Below are 20,389 nucleotides of genomic sequence, written 5' to 3'. Positions count from 1 at the left end.
GAATTGATAGCGCCTTTGAAAATCCGACTCTGGGTTCTTCAAGAATCCCCTCGCATGCACGGCATGGGGAGTATCAATAATTAACAAATCGGCCGCTGTCCGGGTTTGACGGCGTGAATGTACTCACTGCCCGAGGTTGGCCATCCCCGCTTATAATAAGCTTCCTCCGGCTTCCCCCAGCCCAACTGCAACAAAATTTCTAGAAAATCCAACTTTTCCCACTTGGAGAGATTGGCCCATTCTGTGCGCTGGGCTATAGCTTCTACATCAACCGGCTCGATCGATCGAAAATCTTTGCCGCTGTTAATGCTTAAATACAAATCCATCCCGGCAGTTACCTGCTTCCAGAATTCCAACATAGCAATCTTAGCTGCCTTCAACGTAATCAAATCAACCGGTAGAGCTATTAATTCGTCATCCACTGCCGGATAGCGTAGAGTATTGCCTTTAACCGCGATTTCCCGCCAGACAACCCCAGAAACTTGATGTTCCCGCTGGTATTCGTGCACCGCAGCCTTAAAATTTTGATAAGCAGTGAACTTCTGAACTCCCTCAGATTTGAGAAAGCGGTCAATCACGGGGTTGCCTGTAGCAGGAGTTTCAGTCAAATTGAGGCGCCGCCCATGCAAGCAGGCTTGGCGCTCTTCTTCGAGGATTTTAATGAGTTCCGCCGTGCTGTAGACCTTGGACATCTTTATTGAGGCAAAATCAAGATATTGGCTGATATTCGGCTGGTTTTCTCGACTAATCTTCGGTAAAGATAGTTTGGCTGTTCTGGGCAATATTCAGTTTTGCCGTTATTCTAACTTTTCTTGCTGCTTAATTCTAGTGTGAGAGTTTACAGGAGTCGAGCCGCGAAATCCCGACAGCCTCTTAAAAAAAGCACTTAAGAGGGTACTCAATCACGAACTAGACTGGGAACAGCACCGCCGACGTACCTCGCGGGATTTTTCGCCAAAAACAAAGCCCCCTCCAAGGAGGGGGCAAAACTGATGCGAGAGGTTTGGGAGTTTTATTTGATGGGTCGATCGAACAACCCGAAAAAAAAGCAGCATTCGCACCTGCCGTCAACTACCAAAACTCAAATTTTCAGTGTCAAAGTTTAGTAGCGTCCGCGTGAACGATCTTTGTCGCCCCAGCCGCCGCCACCCGGGCGTTTGTTGTCTTCGCGAGGTTTGGCTTTGTTGACTTTCAAGTCACGGCCCATCCACTCAGCACCGTCTAAAGCTGCGATGGCTGCTGCTTCTTCTGCCTCGCTTGCCATTTCCACAAAAGCAAAACCCCGCATCCTGCCTGTTTCCCGGTCCATTGGCACTTGGACGCGGCTTACAGTACCGTACTCGGCAAATACTTCGTTGAGGTCCTCTGATGTTACCTCATATGAAAGATTACCCACGTAAATCGACATAAAATCTCCAGAATCATTAGGGTGCAGAGACTTAGATTCGGAGAGACGCTTGTAAATAAACACCAACAAACTACGCAACCGAATTTAATTCTTGGAAAACCACTATAACATGAAGCCAGCAGAATCAGCAATTGGCTGTCATAGATTTTCAATTTTCGGTGCCGTCGGGCAATCGCCAACAGAAAGTATTGGTGATAACTGACATCTTACACTCTTGGCGTCCTCCGCTTGGTTTCTTGCTGTGCGATCGACCTGGTATCTGAAATTTTTCGTCGCTGTTACCAGGTTGATTGGGTCTGATTGAGAACAGTGCCTGAGATTCAGTTATAACTTACATCTTGCACCATTCTCAATTAGCCTTTTAGGAACAGGCAAGATGCCTGTTCCACAAAGAGTAGATTTTCTTGTGGAACAGGCATCTTGCCTGTTCTTGAGAATGGTGCAAGATGTGAGTTATAACTGACATCAGCCACTGTTATCCCTGGGCAAGCCTCCTGCCCGTTCCACCAGAGATAAATGTTTTTAGCCCAGGATTAATCTTCCGAGTCAATCTCCCCTCTTCCATCTCCCGTCTCTCATCGCCTCCGATTTAGCGCCAGATAATGGCGGCTCCCCAATAATTATCAAAAGAGTTATTAGTCATATCTACGCGCATTTTCTACATATATAGCAATCCTAAATAATTATGCAAATAATTTAGGATTGCTATAGTTTATTGCATCAGTCAGTAAGAAAATCATAATTTTTGATATAAAATTCCCATTTTATGCGTTTTTTAAGGCTTTCGATAGTTTCTCTATTTGCTCTTTCTCTGAGTTGATTCTATGCAGGCATTTTTAGACTAATTGGATGAAGCTTGTTTGCGATTATACCGTCTTTAAAGGCCTAAAAGCTTATGTCCTGGGAAAGATGCGATCGCACTTCTACCTTCCTAGCATTGTAAAAGTTGAAAGCCCACCGTCCACAAAGATTGTCGGGTACACAGAGAAGCAAGCCTAAACAAACGAGCGTGAAGCAGTTACAGAGGATTTTAGATGGTTATAAACAGTTCGTTGACCCGGCCCTTGGCTGTCGTGACGGATGCCTCTAACGGTATCGGCTACGAACTCGCCAAACAGTTCGCTCAAAACGGATTCGATCTCCTAGTCACCGCCACCGGAGCGAGCATCAAGGAAGCGGCTCAAGCCTTTGAGGGGCTCGGTGCCAAAGTCGAGACAGTGCAGGCAGACCTCGCTACCTACGACGGTGTTGAGACGCTCTACAACCAGATAAAAGCGACTAATCGGCCAGTGGATGCGATCGCAATTAATGCCGGTGTCGGCGTCGGTGGCGACTTTGCCCGCGAGACAGACTTAAAGGACGAACTAAATCTAATTAACCTCAACGTTGTCTCGTCTGTGCATTTGGCTAAACGGGTAGTTAAGGATATGGTCGATCGCGGCCAGGGAGGGATTCTATTCACTTCGTCGATTGCCGCCCTAATGCCGGGCCCATTCGAGGCAGTCTATGCAGCATCCAAAGCCTTCATCCACTCGTTTTCCGAGGCACTCCGCAATGAGTTAAAAGATACAGGTTTGACATCCTCCCCGCCGTAAACGGTCGGGGATTCTAAACATCACTGTTTAGGCTTCCTCTTTCCACGACTCGACTTACATTGAGGAGTTGCCTCACCAATGCAGCGGTCGATGTCTCCAGAGGCGTTTAACGTTTCCGTGTGCCCCACGGTACGAAGTCCTAACTCAAGTATGTTGATTGCGGCATTCCAGTCACGTAAGAGTACAACACCGCAATGTTGGCAGCGGTGCGTTCTTTGACTCAAAGACTTTTTGACGATTTCCCCACAGTTAGAACAATTTTGCGAAGTGTAGTGCGGTGGTACAGCAACTGTTACCACTCCAAACACTTTGCCGAAATATTCCAACCATTGACGGAAAGCAAACCATGCAGCATCAGAAATAGATTTAGCTAGCTTTCTATTTTTGACCATATTTCGCACCTGCAAATCTTCGTAGGCAACCAAGTCGCTAGACTGGATTACGCATCTTGCCAATTTCACGGCAAAATCTTTACGTTGTCTACTTACTTTGAGGTGCTTTCTACTTAATCGGTTTCTTGCTTTGGCTTTATTTTTGGAGCCTTTTTTTGTTCTCGAAAGACGCCGATTCAGTCGTTTGAGAGCTTTCTCGGACTTTCTCAGATGACGCGGATTCTCAATTGTTTGACCGTCTGAATCTGTGTAGAAGTGAGTCAAACCAACGTCCAAACCTAGTGTTTTACCAGTTGGCGTTCTCTTTTCTAGTCGTTCTTGGTCGATCAAAAACTGAACGTAGTAACCGTCGGCTCTACGAACAACACGCACGCGCTTAAGCTGCTTTAATTGGTAGAAGTGCAAGTCGCGAGTTCCCCACAACTTAAAACTTCCGGCTTCAAACCCATCAGTGAAAGTGATAGTACGTCTATCATCCGACAACTTATAGCCTGTTGTTTTATATTCAACAGAGTCGTGCGTCTGATGTTTTTTAAAACGCGGGAAGCCCTTTTTCCCTGGTTTGCCTTTTTTGCAGTTGTCGTAGAACCGCGCAATTGCAGACCAAGCTCTTTCGGCAGAAGCCTGACGCGCTTGCGAGTTGAGTTTAGCAGCCCAAGGAAATTCTTTGGCTAGGACAGCGCAGTAGGCACTTAACTCGTACTTGCCGATTCCCAAGTTGTCGAGCCAGTATCTGAGACAGCTATTGCGAACGAAGCGAGCGGTGCGGATGGCTTCGTCTAGCCTCTGGTACTGCTGCTGCGTTCCCTCAAGTTTTGCCTCAAATACCAACATAGTTACGCCTGTCGTGTCAGCGTAAGTATAACACAGAAAGCCGTCCTACAAGGACGGGGCTTTAAACCCAATTATTTTGGTAACTGTCACCTCGCTCATGCCCGGCCCAACCGATACTAACTTCTTCCATCGGGCGGGAATGGACGACACAAAGGTCGGCGCCGACAAGAAAGACGATCCAGCCGAGGTTGCCAAACAGGGATTTGAAGCCTTGATGGCCGGTAAGGACAACATCATTGCAGGTTCACTCAAGACAAAGATTCTGGCCAGCGCGAGCAAAGTTTTACCTGATACCGTCACTGCCGAACTGCACAGTAAACTTACTGAACCGGGCTCTGCTAACCAATAATTTCCGCCCGTGTTAGCAACTTACGGATTTGTAAAGACAGCGACACGATCGCACAAAGCCAGAAATTTAGGGGTGACTCTACTCCAATCAACCAAAAAAGCAAACACAGCGCTCTCGATCCACCACGTCAAGAAACTAGCGAGTTTCTTACCACAAATCAAGGGGTTGATGTCACAAACATCAATGATTCTCTACAGACCGCTTCCCGGAGGGCGACTCTGGTAGAAATTTTTATTTTGCGAGGATCAAACACTGCATTTTGAGCGCGATCGCATTCCAAAACAAGTCGTTCGCGCAGGTTTCTTTAAGGCACCTGGCTATTTTCAACTCTATTAATCCTTTGCCGAATTAACTAAAGCATAAATTCTTCAATAGCAGCGGTAACAACTCCCGTGCGGGTGCGATTTTCTGCAGTTACAGGGTTTCCCAGTTCGCCAGATCCAATAGATATATTGCCAAAACAATCTATGTTATAATTAAAGGTTTTGAATTTTATACCGGAGAGCTAACTCATAATTGTAAAGTGCTGACAACAAATTACAACGGAGACCATAACGGCGGCGACGATTTCGATAACGACTTGACCAAATACCAGAAAACTTTGAGACTCCTATTAATATGTTCAATCACTATTCGAGCCTGGGTTCAAGCTCGATTGTAGTCTTTTTCTAAAAGAGAAAACTTCCCATTTTTAGGTTTATTTTTAGGAGTCGAGCTATTAAAGTGATAATCTTTTATCCCTTGATAGCCACTATCTTGTAAACTATCGGTTGAGGGATGGAAATGAACATTGCTTTTTTTAAAGCTGAAATAGTGGCAATGCCAGGTCCCACATTTAGGGAAATAATCTGTTTACTTTCTTGATTAATCACCACTTGCATTTTTAGGCTGTGGTGTTTTTTATTGAATGAATAGTATTTGGTCTGTTTTTTTGTGGGCGTTCGATAGCTGTTTCTGTAACATCCATTACCACAACTTTGCTGAGGCCCAAAACCTTTGAACAATGCTTTTTTCCCAGGAATACCAAACTTTCCCGTTTTCATTAAAGTTGATTCAATGTTAGTTACAATTCGGAAAATCGTTGATTCGGATACTCCCCAATTTGTCCCCAGATGAAAATAGGTTCGATATTCTAGCCAATATTCCAAGGCCGCTAAAACTTGTTCTTCAAGAGTTAAGGCGTTTCGGCGTCCTCGTTTATCTGAGGATTTTCTAGCCGGAATTGTTCTCAAGTGTTAACCATTTCTTTAAACGTTTGAATCTGGACACCAAATCTCCGTTTAAATTGCTCCGGTTTCAAATTTAGATAAAGCGGCAATGACCATACCACCGATCGGAAAGCCGAGCGTTGGGGACTGCAACTGAGACCCAAGTCCCGCAGGCCAGAAATACGGCTACTAAAAACCGGGGTCATGCCCCGGCTTTTTAGGTCTGTGTCGTCTCGATTCAACAGCCGTCTGGTCCACAGAAACTGTGCCCGTACAGTACCTCCGCGTCACAGATATAGATCATCCCCGCAAAATCGAGGAAAAACTTCACTGCGACCTGATCCGCAATATTCTCGGCCATATCCCGATCCGGGGTGAGCACCTCGAATTTTATATTCGCCGTGATGTCAGAAACGCTAGGTTGTCCCGACGAGCGCACGTTGCGACTGCCTTTACCGCCGGTTTCCAGAACCGTATAACCGGTTGCCCCGGCTTCTTCGATGATATTGACGATCTTTTTGAGCAGAATCTTTTCCGTGACGATGACAAGCTTTTTGGCTGCCTTGGGCATGTTGATTACCTCCTTACCTAGGTATGTTGATCTTATATATTGAGTCGCTTGGTCTGCCGGGTCAAGGGAGCGCCGACAGACAGCGACCCGTCTGGGATTAGCGGCCGCCTATCGCCTGGGCCAGCCCGAGGAAGAGCGGTATACAGAAGCCGATCGCAATGGGTGTACCGATGGCTGTGGATGCGCCGATGTAGGCGGAGGGATTGGCCGACGGAATCCCGGCTCGCAACGTGGGCGGACCTGAGATGTCTGAACTGGAGGCGGCGATGACGGCCAGGATCACAACACCGCCCAGGCTGAATCCCGTGGCGTAGTGGGCAATCATGCCGAGACCGAAGGCGATGAACCCATGCACCAGCGGTGCCACTACGCTATACACGACGTACCACTGGGCCACCTTACGTAGTTCGCCCAGTCTTGACCAAGCCTCCATACCCATGACCAGCATCAAGATCGAAAGCAAGCCGCGGAAGAGGGGGTCGTAGAAGCTTTTATAGACACTTTCCGGCTGGGTGAACAGGCCAAGAGCAATGCCGAGCAACATTGCCGATAGGGCAGGACCCTGGAGGCTTTCCTGCACGATCGGCCATATTTTGACCCCATTATCCGCAGGCTTCTGCTGCTTGCTGAGATACTCTTGCCGATTGCGGGGATAATCTTGCTGATCGGGATAATCGCCTGCTGCAACGGGCTGCTTGCTGAAAGACTCCTGCACGGTAGAGTGGGCTGCTGCACTACCCTTCTTCTGGTTGAGATAAATGTTGGCCACCACAATCGCCGTTACGAGCGCTGGGATATCCATGAAGGGATAGAGTGCGGCAGCCCATGCCTCGTATGGCATCTTTTGTTCTTCCAGTAGCGTCAGGGCGGCAGCCATGGTAGAGCCACTCACAGCACCAAACAATCCCCCGGTCGCAATCGCATCCACGGTGTTGACCTTCGGCAGCTTGGCTAACGTATAGCGCGCGATGAATACAACAAGAATCCCTACTGCTACAGCAAACGCTGCTGGTAACACCATCTCCGTCAGGTTGGAATTGCGGATCGCCTGACCACCCGTCAGACCGATTTTCATGAGCAGCATGAAGACGATGATCTGAGAAATCGCCTCTGGAATTACCAATTCGCTACCGAGAGCGCCAAGGACCATACCACCAATCAAAAACCCGAGTGTTGGGGACTGCAACTGCTTAACGAAGTCCATTAAGAACAAGGAAAAAAAATCCATGAATACCTCCTTCCGCCTCCTCTAACGAAGAGCGATTATTGTGATCGGTGAGCTTTAAGAAGTAAGGGTGCAGCGCTTCAACCCTGCCGACAGGTGTTACGGGAACACCTGTCGGCAGGGGATTCAGAGATGGCCGATCTCCGAATGGGGCTAGAAGGTGTCGCTGTCCCGCAGTAACTTCTATAGATCAATATCTATTAAGAGCCAAAATTCTATGTACTTAAGTGTATCCTTAAATTCGCACAAATTTGCGATCGCTTTACATGGATATGCCAAATAATTTCAAATTCAAATCATTAGTTTTCCTTTGATTCTCAGAAAACCCGTATATCTATATCAGTGTAAATTGCGATCGCAGAATTTTCTCTCTACACGGATATTGCACTGGGGACGGTATGGGATCAGCCAAATCGGGAACAGGAGTTGCGCGATCGCCACTCTTCTAGCAATGACTGACATCAAATCCGTTAGCATCGGAATAGTAAATTCCAGTTCACTGTTCACGGCGTTGACTGTTCACGGCGTCAACCGTCAACCGTCAACCGTCAACCGTCAACCGTCAACATCATTCCAGTGTAACCGGAAATGATATGAGCTAATCAATCCACATTTCAGGGGGAGCTGTTGACGGCACATAAGTCCTGGACGGACTGTAACTGGGGAGGTTAAACCACCCCACCGCCAGTAGGAGACCGAACCCACCGCCCTACAAAAAAGTCCAGGCGTGAGACGAATCGAGCACGCAGAGCAGGCGGCGGCGCTATATAGCTGCACTAGCCAGCCTTCGCTGGTGTTGTCAAATTTGGTTCGCAGTTTAGTGGGGTACTGCACGCCCACAGGTTCTGACTCAAAACCCCAGCTATTCTCATTTTTGCAAGAAGCTATTCAAGCACTGGGAATCTCGGTATTTTAATAGGCCTCTTGCAAAAAATTCTATGTTATAATTAAAGCTTTTGAATTTTCCACCTGAGAGCTAACTCATAATTGTAAAGTGCTGACAACAAATTACAACGGAGACCATAACGGCGGCGACGATTTCGATAACGACTTGACCAAATGCCCCAGAAAACTTTTAGACTCCTATTAATATGTTCAATCACTATTCGAGCCTGGGTTCAAGCTCGATTGTAGTCTTTTTCTAAAAGAGAAAAATTCCCATTCTTAGGTTTCTTTTTAGGAGTCGAGCTATTAAAGTGATAATCTTTTATCCCTTGATAGCCACTATCTTGTAAACTATCGGTTGAGGGATGGAAATGAACATTGCTTTTTTTCAAGCTGAAATAGTGGCAATGCCAGGTCCCAAATTTAGGGAAATAATCTGTTTACTTTCTTGATTAATCACCACTTGCATTTTTAGGCTGTGGTGTTTTTTATTGAATGAATAGTATTTTGTCGGTTTTTTTTTGCGTTCGATAGCTGTTTCTGTGACATCCATTACCACAACTTTGCTGAGGTCCAAAACCTTTGAACAATGCTTTTTTCCCAGGAATACCAAACTTTCCCGTTTTCATTAAAGTGAATTCAATGTTAGTTACAATTCGGCCCGCTCGTTGATTGGGATACTCCCCAATTTATCCCCCGATGAAAATAGGTTCGATATTCTAGCCAATATTCCAAGGCCGCTAAGCTGCTACGCATCTAAATTGAATACAGAGACGGCCAGGATGCCCGTCCCACAATAATTGTAGAAAAATTGAATGTCAAATTAGATGCACAACAGCTTAAACCTTGTTCTTCAAGAGTTAAGGCGTTTCGGCGTCCTCGTTGATCTTGAGGATTTTCATTCCCGGAATTGTTCTAAAGTGTTAACCATTTCTTTAAACGTTTGAATCTGGACACCAAATCTCCGTTTAAATTGCTCCGGTTTCAAATTTTGATAAAATCGATTGTTGATGATTGATTTATTGTGTAACTACAAAACACCTTTTTAGCATTTTATGCTGTTTTGAGCAAAAGGTTCTGAAAATTAGCTAAACCTGCAATTTCCTCCACTTAAGCCAAATCCTTTATTATACCATATTTTTTTTAAAAGAGGTCTAATAAGCGACGTGCGCGGCTTTAAAGTCAAGTTATACACCTCTGATGGTCACTATGACCTGGCAGGAAATAATATTCCCGTCTTGTTGATTCAAGATGGGCTTAAGTTTCCCAATTTGATTCATGCGATTCAGCCATAACCGCAGTGTCAATCGATTTTAGATTTTAGATTTTAGATTTTAGATTGACGCCACGGATAAATGCGGGGGATCTTCTGATTTTCGATTTGCGATTTTGGATTGATTCCACGGATAAATCACGTGGCGGGTACCACCTTTGAAATTCGCGGTCAAATGGCCCAAGCCACAGCCCCTGAAAACTGCTGCAATTTTATTTCATTTGCTCACCGCTCCGTTTAAGCATTGCAAAGCGATCGCCACTTTGAGTGAAGGTATCGATCTATTCTTAAGTGCAGATTTAAAGAAAATCAATATCGCAGATAATGGTAAGGTCGCTGCCGATAAAAGCGTGTTTACTTCTGCCAGTAGTGGCGATTTAGCACTGTTTCCTCCGGCGTTCATCGATGCCATTATGCAGCATCGGGCTTGGATGCGAACTGAGGAATAAGTGGTTCCCGCCTAAGTAATTTAGTACAGGACAATTATGCAAATTCATCATCTCAATTGTGGCTGTATGTGTCCCATTGGAGGGGCGCTTTTCGATGGCTTCAGTAGCGGCCTGACGGCTCACCTCGTCTGCCACTGTCTGCTTGTTGAAACGAATCAGGGACTGGTTCTGATTGATACGGGCTTCGGATTGCGCGATATCAAGTCCCCTTACTCCCGGCTCAGCCCGTTTTTCGTCCATTTTAATAATATCCAGTTCGATCGCAAGTACACGGCCATCCATCAAATTGAACAGCTCGGATTTTCACCAAGCGATGTGCGCCATATTGTGCTAACCCACCTCGATTTCGATCATGCCGGTGGTCTAGAGGATTTCCCTGAAGCAACGGTACATGTCATGCAGGCTGAAATCGACGCCGCACAGGATCGCCACGGTTTCATCACAAAAAGGCGGTATCGTCCGGGGCAGTGGGATGAAGTCAAACGCTGGAAATACTATTCGGCGGGTGGCGAACCTTGGTTTGGTTTTGAAGCAGTCCGCGAGCTCGACGGGTTGCCGCCGGAGATTTTGTTAATCCCGTTGGTGGGGCACACGCGCGGTCATGCTGGCATTGCCATTGATACACCCGATGGCTGGCTTCTGCACGCAGGGGATGCCTATTTCTACCGACACGAGATGGATGCCGCTAACCGACGCTGCACGCCCGGTCTGCGGGCCTACCAATGGATGATGGAGGTCGATCGCAAGGCTAGGTTGCTCAATCAAGGTCGGCTGCACGAATTATCGGTGCAGCATAGTAAAGATGTGCGCGTGTTTTGCAGTCACGATGCTATTGAGTTAAAAGCCTTCGTTGACGAGTCTAGGATTTCTTAAAACTAGAAATTTCATCCTTCGTTCGGAATTGCTTTTGCCCGATCGCGAATTGACAAATAACCTAAATTCAGCCAAAACGCTTTTCGATCGATCGTTACCCGGTAAACCTCCGCTATCCACTGCAACCATAAGCATTGATGCAGTCAACGGCGTCAGTACCGGCATCTGGGCCGAAGACGGCGCCCGCACCATCCAAGTCGCCATCCACCCGGACACAAAACCTCAAGACTTGCGCCGTCCCGGTCACATTTTTCCCCTGCGGGCGATCGGACTCATCACCATGTGCCAGTTGCGTAAGTCCTGTTTAACTTTTTATGTTGAACCAGGATTGAGATTAGGATGAGGCTAATCTTTTCCAGGAATAACAAGTTTTTGACTTACAACCGCAGATAAACACAAATGACCGCAGAGGGATATAGGCTTTGGCAGCATCCTTAAAAAATTCTCTAAATCAAACCACACTCTTTTTCACCACCACTTCCACCTTTTCCGTCGTCCATTCCTCACTCGCATCAATCACAACCGTAATCTTTCGCTGAGGGTTATCTTCATCCACAACCGCCGCCAATAATTGTTCCAACGCATTGGTCGGTCTTTCCTTCCCAAATCCTTTCCGAGATTGGTCTAACGATGGCAATTCCAAAAACTGAAAATTCGTACCATCCACCGTCGCAAATACTTTAATAATATTTGCCGCTTCCTCATAATTTTGTGGTAATGATAGGTTGAGTTTTCTTCTTATATTTTGTCCGGGTTCTACCACCTCATAAGGAACACCGTCGGGATAGAATTTTGAAATACTAAAATCCGCATCAAGGTTCAAGGCAGTAATATTTAAAGTTCGATTAGATTCATTGCAAATTATTAAGTAAACACCTTTGTCCTGTTCTTCCAATACAGGAACTTTACCATCAGCATTCAAAACTACAGTTTGCCGTTTAACTGATTTAACCACTTCAACCTTAAGTTTACCATTTAAGCGAGCAAAAGCATCCTCGTTATCCAAATCTAAAATAGTCTCATATCTAGCAACATGGATTAATCGATTAATTAGCTTTTTAGATGCTTCTGGTTCATCGACTTTAATCGAAAAAAGAAGATTTTTGATAGGCTCCTTATTCTCATCTAAAATTAGATATTCGCCAGCTGAAGTAAGGGAAACAAAATAATCTACATTTTCATTTTTTTCTTCGTCCGAGCAGAATTCTATCCAACGATGACCTTCAACTTGTGTTTTCACCTGTTCAACAATTGTAGGAAGTAATGCAATATTGACACCAGGAAATGGTGGTAACGGGTCAGGCAGAATAACTCGAACTTTGCGAATTTGCTTTAACCCTGGCGATACATAAACAGCAGGAGAACCAATTTCAATCGTTCCTTCTGCTACTTCTACTAACTTAGGATGGAGGCTTCTAAGGCCAGGTATTTCTATTACTTCTGCCCAACAGTCTGATGCTCCCACTTCTACAACTTTAACTCTCATGATGCGGTTTTCCCTGTTCTGAAAATCTATCGTTCTGAATGTATAAATCTCAAATTCATCCCCTTTTGTAATCCCGCTCGCTTGTCCCATTTGTAGCTGAACTCTGTTTGTCTTAATATCTACTTTCATCACCGGCACCTTACGGCTAGCACCAACAGACTGACCCCCAAAAAAAGTACGTTCAGTCTCTCCCATCAACATGGGTGTTTGTCGTTCAAATTCCTTGTGAACTTGATTAGAAATTTGATTGAACAGATCCTCTACAGAAATTTCTGTCCCGTATTGTCGCAAAGCTTTTAATAAAAAATAAGTCAAAGCACCGTTGCGTTCCGTCCCTTCAAAAACCTTTTCATAAGCAAATTCATGCTCCCGACAAGCAGCTATTAAGGTATAACCTTTCGGTTCTGGTAACAAACCATTAACAACCGTAATATTGCGGCTATTTTCTGTTGAAGTTTGCCAATTTTGGGCTAATTCCTGAAGCGGGGCGACTAAACTATCCGTAGGTCGAGGAGTGGTGTCAATAAACCCTTCCCCGCGAATCCGGTCATCTCCGCTCATTTCTCTCGTTGCACCACCGGAATGACAGCTATCGAGTACGAGAGTGACAACCAACTCTTTTTCCACCATGTCTTCCAGCAATTTAGCAAATTCTATATCGCGCAAATAGCGGGAATTTGGTTGACCTATATCTGTCGGAACTAAGGCTTCATCTAATGCACCAAAACCTTTGAGGCTTTCAAAAATCGTTTTCGCCCGTCCCCCGTGACCAGAGTAGTGAATATAGACTCGATCTTGCGGTTGGGCTTTGGCTGTTAGTTCCTTGAATTTGGCAACAATATTTTCATACGTGGGTAAAAGTTCCGGGGGTTCTTGGGGTTGATTTGGATTCTCCGAAGCAGAAGCGGTGAGTTTAATAATTCGATCGGGGGCGAGATTGAAGGTGTCTTTTAAATAGGCTTCGACGTTGTTAATATCCCGCACGCATCCCCCCAGGCTTTTGTAGTAGTTACCGTCTGGCAAACGGTGGGGGAAGTAGAAATTGATACCGATGAGGAGGGCCCAGAAGTTAGGGGTTTGGTTAGTCATGGTCGATCGTGGGTAAGGGGTTTGGGAAAGGTTTGATTTTTATATAGGAGTAAACTGGGGGTTTTTATGCAGTTTTCCCTCTAAAACTATCAAAGCTTATTGCATAAGTCTCTGTCAATTTCCAGGGCTTCTTCATCATTAGGATTAGGCTTGAGGTAATTATCTATAAAATTGCAGCCTTCCTTAAGTAAATAATGAACATCCCACCGCCACAGTTTCACGGTGTTGTCACCACTGCCAGTGGCCAGCAGCTTGCCATTGGGGCTGAAACTGACACCCCAAACCCCGTTTGTATGCCCAGTGAGGGTGTTAATTTCCTTGCCGGTGGTGGTATCCCACAGTTTCACGGTTCTGTCAGCACTGCCAGTGGCCAGCAGCTTGCCATTGGGGCTGAAACTGACAGCCCGAACCGTGTCTGTATGCCCAGTCAGGGTTTTAATTTCCTTGCCGGTGGTGGTATCCCACAGCTTCACGGTTTTGTCAGAACTGCCAGTGGCCAGCAGCTTGCCATTGGGGCTGAAACTGACACCCCAAACCCAGTTTGTATGCCCAGTGAGGGTGTTAATTTCCTTGCCGGTGGTGGTATCCCACAGTTTCACGGTGTTGTCACGACTGCCAGTGGCCAGCCGCTTGCCATTGGGGCTGAAACTGACAGCATAAACCCCGTCTGTATGCCCGGTGAGGGTGTTAATTTCCTTGTCGGTGGTGGTATCCCACAGTTTCACGGTTTTGTCACCACTGCCAGTGGCCAGCAGCTTGCCATTGGGGCTGAAACTGACAGCCCGAACCCTGTCTGTATGCCCAGTGAGGGTTTTAATTTGCTTGCCGGTGGTATCCCACAGTTTCACGGTTTTGTCAGCACTGCCAGTAGCCAGCAGCTTGCCATTGGGGCTGAAACTGACACCCCAAACCCCGTTTGTATGCCCAGTGAGGGTGTTAATTTGCTTGCCGGTGGTGGTATCCCACAGTTTCACGGTTTTGTCCGCACTGCCAGTGGCCAGCCGCTTGCCATTCGGGCTGAAACTGACAGCATAAACCGCGTTTGTATGGCCAGTGAGGGTTTTAATTTCCTTGTCGGTGGTGGTATCCCACAGTTTCACGGTTTTGTCATCACTGCCAGTGGCCAGCAGCTTGCCATTGGGGCTGAAACTGACACCCCAAACCAGCTTTGTATGCCCGGTGAGGGTTTTAATTTCCTTGCCGGTGGTGGTATCCCACAGTTTCACGGTTTTGTCAGCACTGCCAGTGGCCAGCCGCTTGCCATTCGGGCTGAAACTGACAGCCCGAACCACGTCTGTATGGCCAGTGAGGGTGTTAATTTGCTTGCCGGTGGTGGTATCCCACAGTTTCACGGTTTTGTCACGACTGCCAGTGGCCAGCCACTTGCCATTGGGGCTGAAACTGACACCCCAAACCCAGTGTGTATGCCCAGTGAGGGTGTTAATTTGCTTGCCGGTGGTGGTATCCCACAGTTTCACGGTGTTGTCAGCACTGCCAGTGGCCAGCAGCTTGCCATCGGGGCTGAAACTGACAGCATAAACCTCGTTTGTATGCCCAGTGAGGGTGTTAATTTGCTTGCCGGTGGTGGTATCCCACAGTTTCACGGTTCTGTCAGCACTGCCAGTGGCCAGCAGCTTGCCATCGGGGCTGAAACTGACAGCATAAACCCAGTTCGCGTGTCCGCCCAAGGTGTTTGGTGCTGCTGCCTGGGAAACTGTATTTAATAATGACAGTTCTACTTGGGTACGAGTATCAGCATCTACCCAAGGTGTACGTTGCATTTGCACAACCGCTTTTAAACTTGTTTTGACAGCTTTTGACTTATTATCTAAATTTAAAAGCGCATCGGAATATTGAGCCAGAGAATTAATTTGAGTAATAGCAGCACGCCACAAACCAAAACCAGCTAACCCTGCTAAACCCAAAGCTATTGCTGAAAAGCCACTCAGCCCAACAATCGTCAGTTGCCGCCTGCGTTGCTTTTTTTGTCTTTCTCTATCCCGTTCTTTAACGCTAACCTGAATAAAATCTCGTTCCTCCTGCGTCATTTCATCTGCACGTTGACGCAACCAATCTTCTGCCACAGTCAACGATGTCCCCCGCAACAAACCTCCAGAGTCATGGTTGTTATTTTTCCACTCCCGTAACCCCATCTTCAACCGTTCTTGCCAAGTCCGAAACTGACGGTTAGCATTCATCCACTCGCGCAGAGTGCCCCATTCTCGAATCAGCGCTTCATGCACTACCTCTACCGTATCTTCCTGTTCTTGCCGTCCCGTCACTACCAATCTTGCTTGATATCCCGCTAAATAACTGACCAAATTCCAATTATCTTCCCCCACTTCCGCACGGGTAGCAACGCGCCTAGTATCTTCCGTTCCTTCCCCCGGACGCACTAATTGCACAAAAATTCGCTGCGCCTGCTTTTTCTCTGTTTCATTCAGTTTTTGATAAACCTGTTCTGCATGATTGGCAATGGCTTTTTTTACCCCGCCAATCTCTTCATAAGCTTGGTGAGTTAACTCTCGGTTGATTTGCTTTTCCCACAAGCGAGTTAGAGCAAATTCTAATAAGGGCAAATTCCCCGGTTCTTGCCCCACATCATCGAGAATGCGTTGGGTTAATTGCGGTTCTAATTGGACTGCCAATTTTTGAGCAGGTAATTCAATTGCTGCCTGTAATTCTTCCCGCTTCATGGAACTAAGCAATTGTGGTGTAAATTCCTGCAAAGCATCCCGAAACGGACGATAGGAAAGCACATAACCGTAAAAGTCAGCGCGTAACGTCAAAACTAATGTAATATTTTTTTGAGCAATCGCCGTTAGCAACTCATTAGCAAAACGTTCCTGTTCTTCCTTCACCTGACAAAGGGTGTACAGTTCCTCAAATTGGTCGGCAACTAACAACAAGCGTTTACCTTGGTTACGCTCTAAAATGCGAGATACAACTTGCTGTAAAGTGATTCTCCCATTTTGTAAGTCGCCGGCTAATCCTACCGCTTCCCGCAATTGTTGAGTTTCACCGGCTTCTGGTTCTAATTGCCGCACTAAGGCAGAAGCCAAAGGCAAAAACGGTTCTTTTCCGGGACGAAATGATTCAATTAACCAATTTCCTTCTTTTCGCAATTTGGGAATTAATCCCGCATACACCACAGAAGATTTACCACTTCCACTTGGCCCAACGACAGCTACTAAGGGTTGTGTCTGAGTGACTTCTACTAACTTATTTACAAACTTTTCTTGTCCAAAAAAGAAGTCGGCATCTTCTTCTTTAAATGCAGACAATCCTTGGTAAGGGTTAGGCGGAATCACATCTTCAAAAGCAATTATACCGTCATCAATCGGAGCATCTATTAAGTTCTTTTTCTTAAAAACCGGAGTTTCATGCTCTAGGAAACTCATCATCTGCGAACGCCCTAAATCGTAGGCTTCTTCCACTTCATACCCAGCCGCAATCCCATCATAAAATGCCACCGCAAAGGCGACGGCTGCTTTATCTCCCACGGCTCTATTCATGCCAACTACATAATTAACGTATTGGCTAATTGCATCAGCTTGTACTTCCGAATAACAAGCATTGAGAATTACGCACTCTACCCCTTTTTTGGCAAATAATTTAAACATACTGGCGAGGGCATTTGTCTGCACTAGCGCCATTTTTCCAGTATCATCTTCTAGGACAATTCCATCTTCTCCCGCACCATGTCCGCAAAAGTGAACAATATTCGGTTGATAATCTAAGATAGCCCGGTAAAAGTCACGGGAACGCACGGCCCATTTTTGTTCTAATTTATACAGTTCTCGTTTATTTGCCCGTCGTAATCCTTCGTCAATTTCCCGGATTTCTTGATCCAATCGCAACGGAGCCGTATTTTTGGGATTAGCTGCCAGAATCAGAATTGTTTTGACGCGGGCATTGTTACTCATAAGACACAGGAATGATAGGATAATTTTTCAACAAGCTAGACGGCTCTCCTGAGTTTTAGGTGATTATAAAAATAAAACTTCCCGTGGTACAGCCCGGAAAGCCTGCGTGAGCGAGACGCTCACACTACCGTTTCCACCACAAATCCAGAATAGCTCTTTATCCAAATTAAATGTATACTTATCAGGATTTTTTGCCTACCAGAGAAACTTTTCATTGGGAATAAAAAGAACTTGCTGCCGGCAACTCCCGCGCCGTAGTTCCAGACAACTTCTTGAATCAGATAAAAAGGCACTTTGTCCCAAAGCAGATAGGAAATCGGAATTGCTTTGGCCCGATCGCGAATTGACAAATAACCTAAATTCAGCCAAAACGCTCCTCGATCGATCGTTACCCGGTAAACCTCCGCTATCCACTGCTCGCACCAGTTTAAATACTCATCTAACCCCAAGAATTTTTCGTACTCTTTGCCGATATTATAAGGCGGGCTGGTAACGGTTAAATCTACAAATTGATCGGGCAGCAGCTTCAATGCTTCCAAACAATCCATGTTATAAATTAGGCAATTAGGAGCTTGGAAGTACGGTTTACCTAAAATATTCGCGATCTCAGTCAAGCTCATGAAATATTGGGGAGAGATTTTGTTGACAAGATGCAATAATTATAGTAAGTGACTTTAGAAATATTGTCAAACTCATCTGGATTGGCCGATCGCCCTGCCGGAAACAAAAGGTTACAATCACAAATACATTCTATTTCCATAACATTTTATAGCTTGAACTTCTCAGTGCCCAATAACAACACCTCAACACAATCATTTCAATTTGACTCGATCGACAGCGCCCTCGCAGACCTCAAAGCAGGTCGCCCCCTGGTAGTAGTCGATGACGAAAATCGCGAAAACGAAGGCGATGTGATTTGTGCTGCCCAATTCGCCACCCCCGACAACATCAATTTTATGGCCGTGAACGCGCGGGGTTTGATTTGTCTGGCATTGAGTGGCGAAAGGCTCGATCGCCTGGAACTGCCCCTCATGGTCAGCAAAAACACCGACAACAACCAAACTGCCTTCACCGTCAGCATCGATGCAGTCAACGGCGTCAGTACCGGTATCTCGGCCGAAGACAGAGCCCGCACCATCCAAGTCGCCATCCACCCGGACACCAAACCTCAAGACTTGCGCCGTCCCGGTCACATTTTTCCCCTGCGGGCGATCGACGGTGGCGTCCTCAAACGCGCCGGTCACACCGAGGCCTCGGTTGACCTCGCCAGACTCGCTGGCCTGTATCCTGCCGGCGTGATCTGCGAAATTCAAAACCCCGACGGTTCCATGTCGAGGTTGCCGGAATTAATCGAGTACGCCAAAACCCACAACCTTAAAATAATCAGTATTGCTGACTTAATTAGCTACCGACTCAAGCACGATCGATTCGTCCGCCGCGAAACCGTCGCCAAATTGCCCACTCAATTCGGCGAGTTTATGATTTACGCCTACCGCGACACCCAAGACAATTCAGAACACGTTGCTATTGTCAAGGGCGACCCGGCAGAATTTAAAGACAAACCCGTGATGGTGCGGGTGCATTCCGAATGCCTGACAGGCGATGCTTTGGGTTCCCTGCGCTGCGACTGCCGGATGCAACTGCAAGCGGCACTGAAAATGATCGAAAATGTCGGTTCTGGCGTCATAGTTTACTTGCGCCAAGAAGGTCGGGGCATTGGATTGGTAAATAAACTAAAAGCTTACTCGCTGCAAGATTTGGGATTCGATACCGTAGAAGCCAACGAACGGTTGGGATTTCCCGCCGACTTGCGGAACTACGGCGTGGGAGCACAAATGCTCAACGATTTGGGAGTTAAAAAAATTCGGTTGATTACCAACAACCCGCGCAAAATTGCGGGTTTGAAAGGTTACGGCATTGAAGTAGCCGATCGCGTCCCTTTACTAATTGAAGCCACAGATTACAACTCGATCTATCTGGCAACAAAAGCCGAAAAACTCGGTCATATGCTACTGCAAACTTATTTAGTAACAGTGGCGATTCAGTGGAACGAAAAAGCAGAAGGAAAAGAGGAAGATTCTGCCATTCAAAATCGGTACGAACACCTCGAAAAGCTGCGGCATTTGGCGGCTAGCCAGCACTTGCTGCTGCAAGAAGAAGCGCGGCCGGTGGGCATAGCCCTTTTCGGAGAAGGCTCCCTCATCGTTCACCTGGGCTTCGATCAAGCCGGACTCGCAGCCCCCGACTGGTACTCGGAGGTAAACCATCCTTACGTCAAGGCGATCGGCAAAATTCTGGGCGAAATCAGCACTGAGCCGAATTTGCAAACATTAGAATTCATGGTTTCCTCCGGTGGAGATCCGCTCAAAACCCTGCAAGTCCAGCTCGATCGCGAGACATTCCTGTTGTCGGAATTAACCGGAATTTGCGATCGGCTCGAACCTCAAAAAATCTACAGTTTTGCTCCTCTTCCCTGAAGGCAAAAGGTAGAAGCCAACCCCCCCCTACCCCAGCAGGGGGGAAGGCAGAAGCCAAGAAAAACTGTGAATTTCTGAACAATACTTGTTGATACCAGCATCTTCCTTTCGTCAGAAAGCAGCCACCAATAACAACAGTGAATAACAATGTTGATTGCCGTCTAATATTATGTCCGGTCGATTACCAGAAATCAGGTAGGGGCGGGTAAACCTGCCAATATCTGCCAATAATTGACAATCTCAAAAACCCGCCCGACCGAGATATTATGGTGAATGTTGATTGCCGTCTAATATTATGTCCGGTCGATTACCAGAAATCAGGTAGGGGCGGGTAAACCTGCCAATATCT

General features: G+C 46.4%; 15 protein-coding genes and 3 pseudogenes. 7 read left to right on the top strand and 11 right to left on the bottom strand.

What is annotated here, in order from left to right:
* Positions 1 to 80: 80 nt before the first annotated feature.
* Together QT992_RS26870 and QT992_RS26865 are read right to left on the bottom strand one after the other, a co-directional pair.
* Positions 81 to 692, bottom strand: coding sequence for a hypothetical protein (locus QT992_RS26870; protein ID WP_333340602.1), 612 nt, complete (start codon positions 690 to 692; stop codon positions 81 to 83).
* A gap of 410 nt (positions 693 to 1,102) precedes the next feature.
* Positions 1,103 to 1,408, bottom strand: a complete 306-nt coding sequence (locus tag QT992_RS26865; RefSeq protein WP_333316508.1) for an RNA-binding protein — start codon at positions 1,406 to 1,408, stop codon at positions 1,103 to 1,105.
* 1,034 nt (positions 1,409 to 2,442) lie between these two features.
* Here QT992_RS26865 and QT992_RS26860 point away from each other — a divergent pair.
* On the top strand, positions 2,443 to 3,003 hold the full coding sequence (locus tag QT992_RS26860; protein WP_333340606.1) for an SDR family NAD(P)-dependent oxidoreductase: 561 nt from the start codon (positions 2,443 to 2,445) through the stop codon (positions 3,001 to 3,003).
* A gap of 20 nt (positions 3,004 to 3,023) precedes the next feature.
* Here QT992_RS26860 and QT992_RS26855 read toward each other — a convergent pair whose 3' ends face one another.
* Positions 3,024 to 4,229 (bottom strand): transposase, encoded by a 1,206-nt coding sequence (locus QT992_RS26855; protein ID WP_333316506.1) that lies wholly within the window; start codon positions 4,227 to 4,229, stop codon positions 3,024 to 3,026.
* A gap of 139 nt (positions 4,230 to 4,368) precedes the next feature.
* On the opposite strand from QT992_RS26855, the gene QT992_RS26850 reads away from it, so the two are divergent.
* The gene (locus tag QT992_RS26850) at positions 4,369 to 4,578 is read left to right on the top strand and encodes a hypothetical protein (RefSeq protein WP_333316504.1); all 210 of its coding nucleotides are present in this window, start codon (positions 4,369 to 4,371) and stop codon (positions 4,576 to 4,578) included.
* A gap of 476 nt (positions 4,579 to 5,054) precedes the next feature.
* Here QT992_RS26850 and QT992_RS26845 read toward each other — a convergent pair.
* The 5 genes and pseudogenes from QT992_RS26845 to QT992_RS26825 all read right to left on the bottom strand — a co-directional run bounded on the left by QT992_RS26845 (position 5,055) and on the right by QT992_RS26825 (position 9,479).
* Positions 5,055 to 5,896, bottom strand: a pseudogene (locus tag QT992_RS26845) (IS5 family transposase).
* Positions 5,897 to 6,024: 128 nt separating this feature from the next.
* Positions 6,025 to 6,357 carry a P-II family nitrogen regulator gene (locus QT992_RS26840; RefSeq protein ID WP_333340608.1) on the bottom strand — a complete coding sequence of 111 codons (333 nt, stop codon included), beginning with the start codon at positions 6,355 to 6,357 and terminating at the stop codon, positions 6,025 to 6,027.
* 97 nt (positions 6,358 to 6,454) lie between these two features.
* Complete coding sequence (locus QT992_RS26835; RefSeq protein WP_333340611.1) at positions 6,455 to 7,585, bottom strand: sodium-dependent bicarbonate transport family permease; 1,131 nt, start codon at positions 7,583 to 7,585, stop codon at positions 6,455 to 6,457.
* Between the two features lie 336 nt (positions 7,586 to 7,921).
* Positions 7,922 to 8,089 (bottom strand): hypothetical protein, encoded by a 168-nt coding sequence (locus QT992_RS26830; RefSeq protein ID WP_333316498.1) that lies wholly within the window; start codon positions 8,087 to 8,089, stop codon positions 7,922 to 7,924.
* 440 nt (positions 8,090 to 8,529) lie between these two features.
* Positions 8,530 to 9,479, bottom strand: a pseudogene (locus tag QT992_RS26825) (transposase family protein).
* Between the two features lie 154 nt (positions 9,480 to 9,633).
* On the opposite strand from QT992_RS26825, the gene QT992_RS33765 reads away from it, so the two are divergent.
* The 4 genes and pseudogenes from QT992_RS33765 to QT992_RS33760 all read left to right on the top strand — a co-directional run.
* The gene (locus QT992_RS33765) at positions 9,634 to 9,762 is read left to right on the top strand and encodes a catalase (protein ID WP_445251119.1); all 129 of its coding nucleotides are present in this window, start codon (positions 9,634 to 9,636) and stop codon (positions 9,760 to 9,762) included.
* Positions 9,763 to 9,898: 136 nt separating this feature from the next.
* On the top strand, positions 9,899 to 10,189 hold the full coding sequence (locus QT992_RS26820) for a hypothetical protein (protein ID WP_333316496.1): 291 nt from the start codon (positions 9,899 to 9,901) through the stop codon (positions 10,187 to 10,189).
* Between the two features lie 36 nt (positions 10,190 to 10,225).
* Positions 10,226 to 11,062 carry an MBL fold metallo-hydrolase gene (locus QT992_RS26815; RefSeq protein WP_333340614.1) on the top strand — a complete coding sequence of 279 codons (837 nt, stop codon included), beginning with the start codon at positions 10,226 to 10,228 and terminating at the stop codon, positions 11,060 to 11,062.
* A 124-nt stretch (positions 11,063 to 11,186) separates the two neighbouring features.
* Positions 11,187 to 11,327 (top strand): annotated as a pseudogene (locus QT992_RS33760) (3,4-dihydroxy-2-butanone-4-phosphate synthase); the annotation flags it as partial.
* A 186-nt stretch (positions 11,328 to 11,513) separates the two neighbouring features.
* Here QT992_RS33760 and QT992_RS26805 read toward each other — a convergent pair.
* The 3 genes from QT992_RS26805 to QT992_RS26795 all read right to left on the bottom strand — a co-directional run bounded on the left by QT992_RS26805 (position 11,514) and on the right by QT992_RS26795 (position 18,183).
* Positions 11,514 to 13,637 (bottom strand): caspase family protein, encoded by a 2,124-nt coding sequence (locus QT992_RS26805; protein ID WP_333378169.1) that lies wholly within the window; start codon positions 13,635 to 13,637, stop codon positions 11,514 to 11,516.
* Between the two features lie 89 nt (positions 13,638 to 13,726).
* Entirely contained in the window at positions 13,727 to 17,563 is a 3,837-nt protein-coding gene (locus QT992_RS26800) for an nSTAND1 domain-containing NTPase (protein WP_333378166.1), read from the bottom strand.
* Positions 17,564 to 17,682: 119 nt separating this feature from the next.
* The gene (locus QT992_RS26795) at positions 17,683 to 18,183 is read right to left on the bottom strand and encodes a DNA methyltransferase (protein ID WP_333378162.1); all 501 of its coding nucleotides are present in this window, start codon (positions 18,181 to 18,183) and stop codon (positions 17,683 to 17,685) included.
* A 165-nt stretch (positions 18,184 to 18,348) separates the two neighbouring features.
* On the opposite strand from QT992_RS26795, the gene ribBA reads away from it, so the two are divergent.
* Complete coding sequence (gene ribBA / locus QT992_RS26790; RefSeq protein ID WP_333340628.1) at positions 18,349 to 20,040, top strand: bifunctional 3,4-dihydroxy-2-butanone-4-phosphate synthase/GTP cyclohydrolase II; 1,692 nt, start codon at positions 18,349 to 18,351, stop codon at positions 20,038 to 20,040.
* Positions 20,041 to 20,389 lie beyond the last annotated feature (349 nt).

It is taken from the genome of Microcoleus sp. T3_D1, assembly GCF_036700405.1.
Classification (GTDB): Bacteria; Cyanobacteriota; Cyanobacteriia; order Cyanobacteriales; family Microcoleaceae; genus Microcoleus.
Note: the sequence above shows the minus strand (reverse complement) of the source record. Positions and strands in the feature narration are given on the sequence as shown.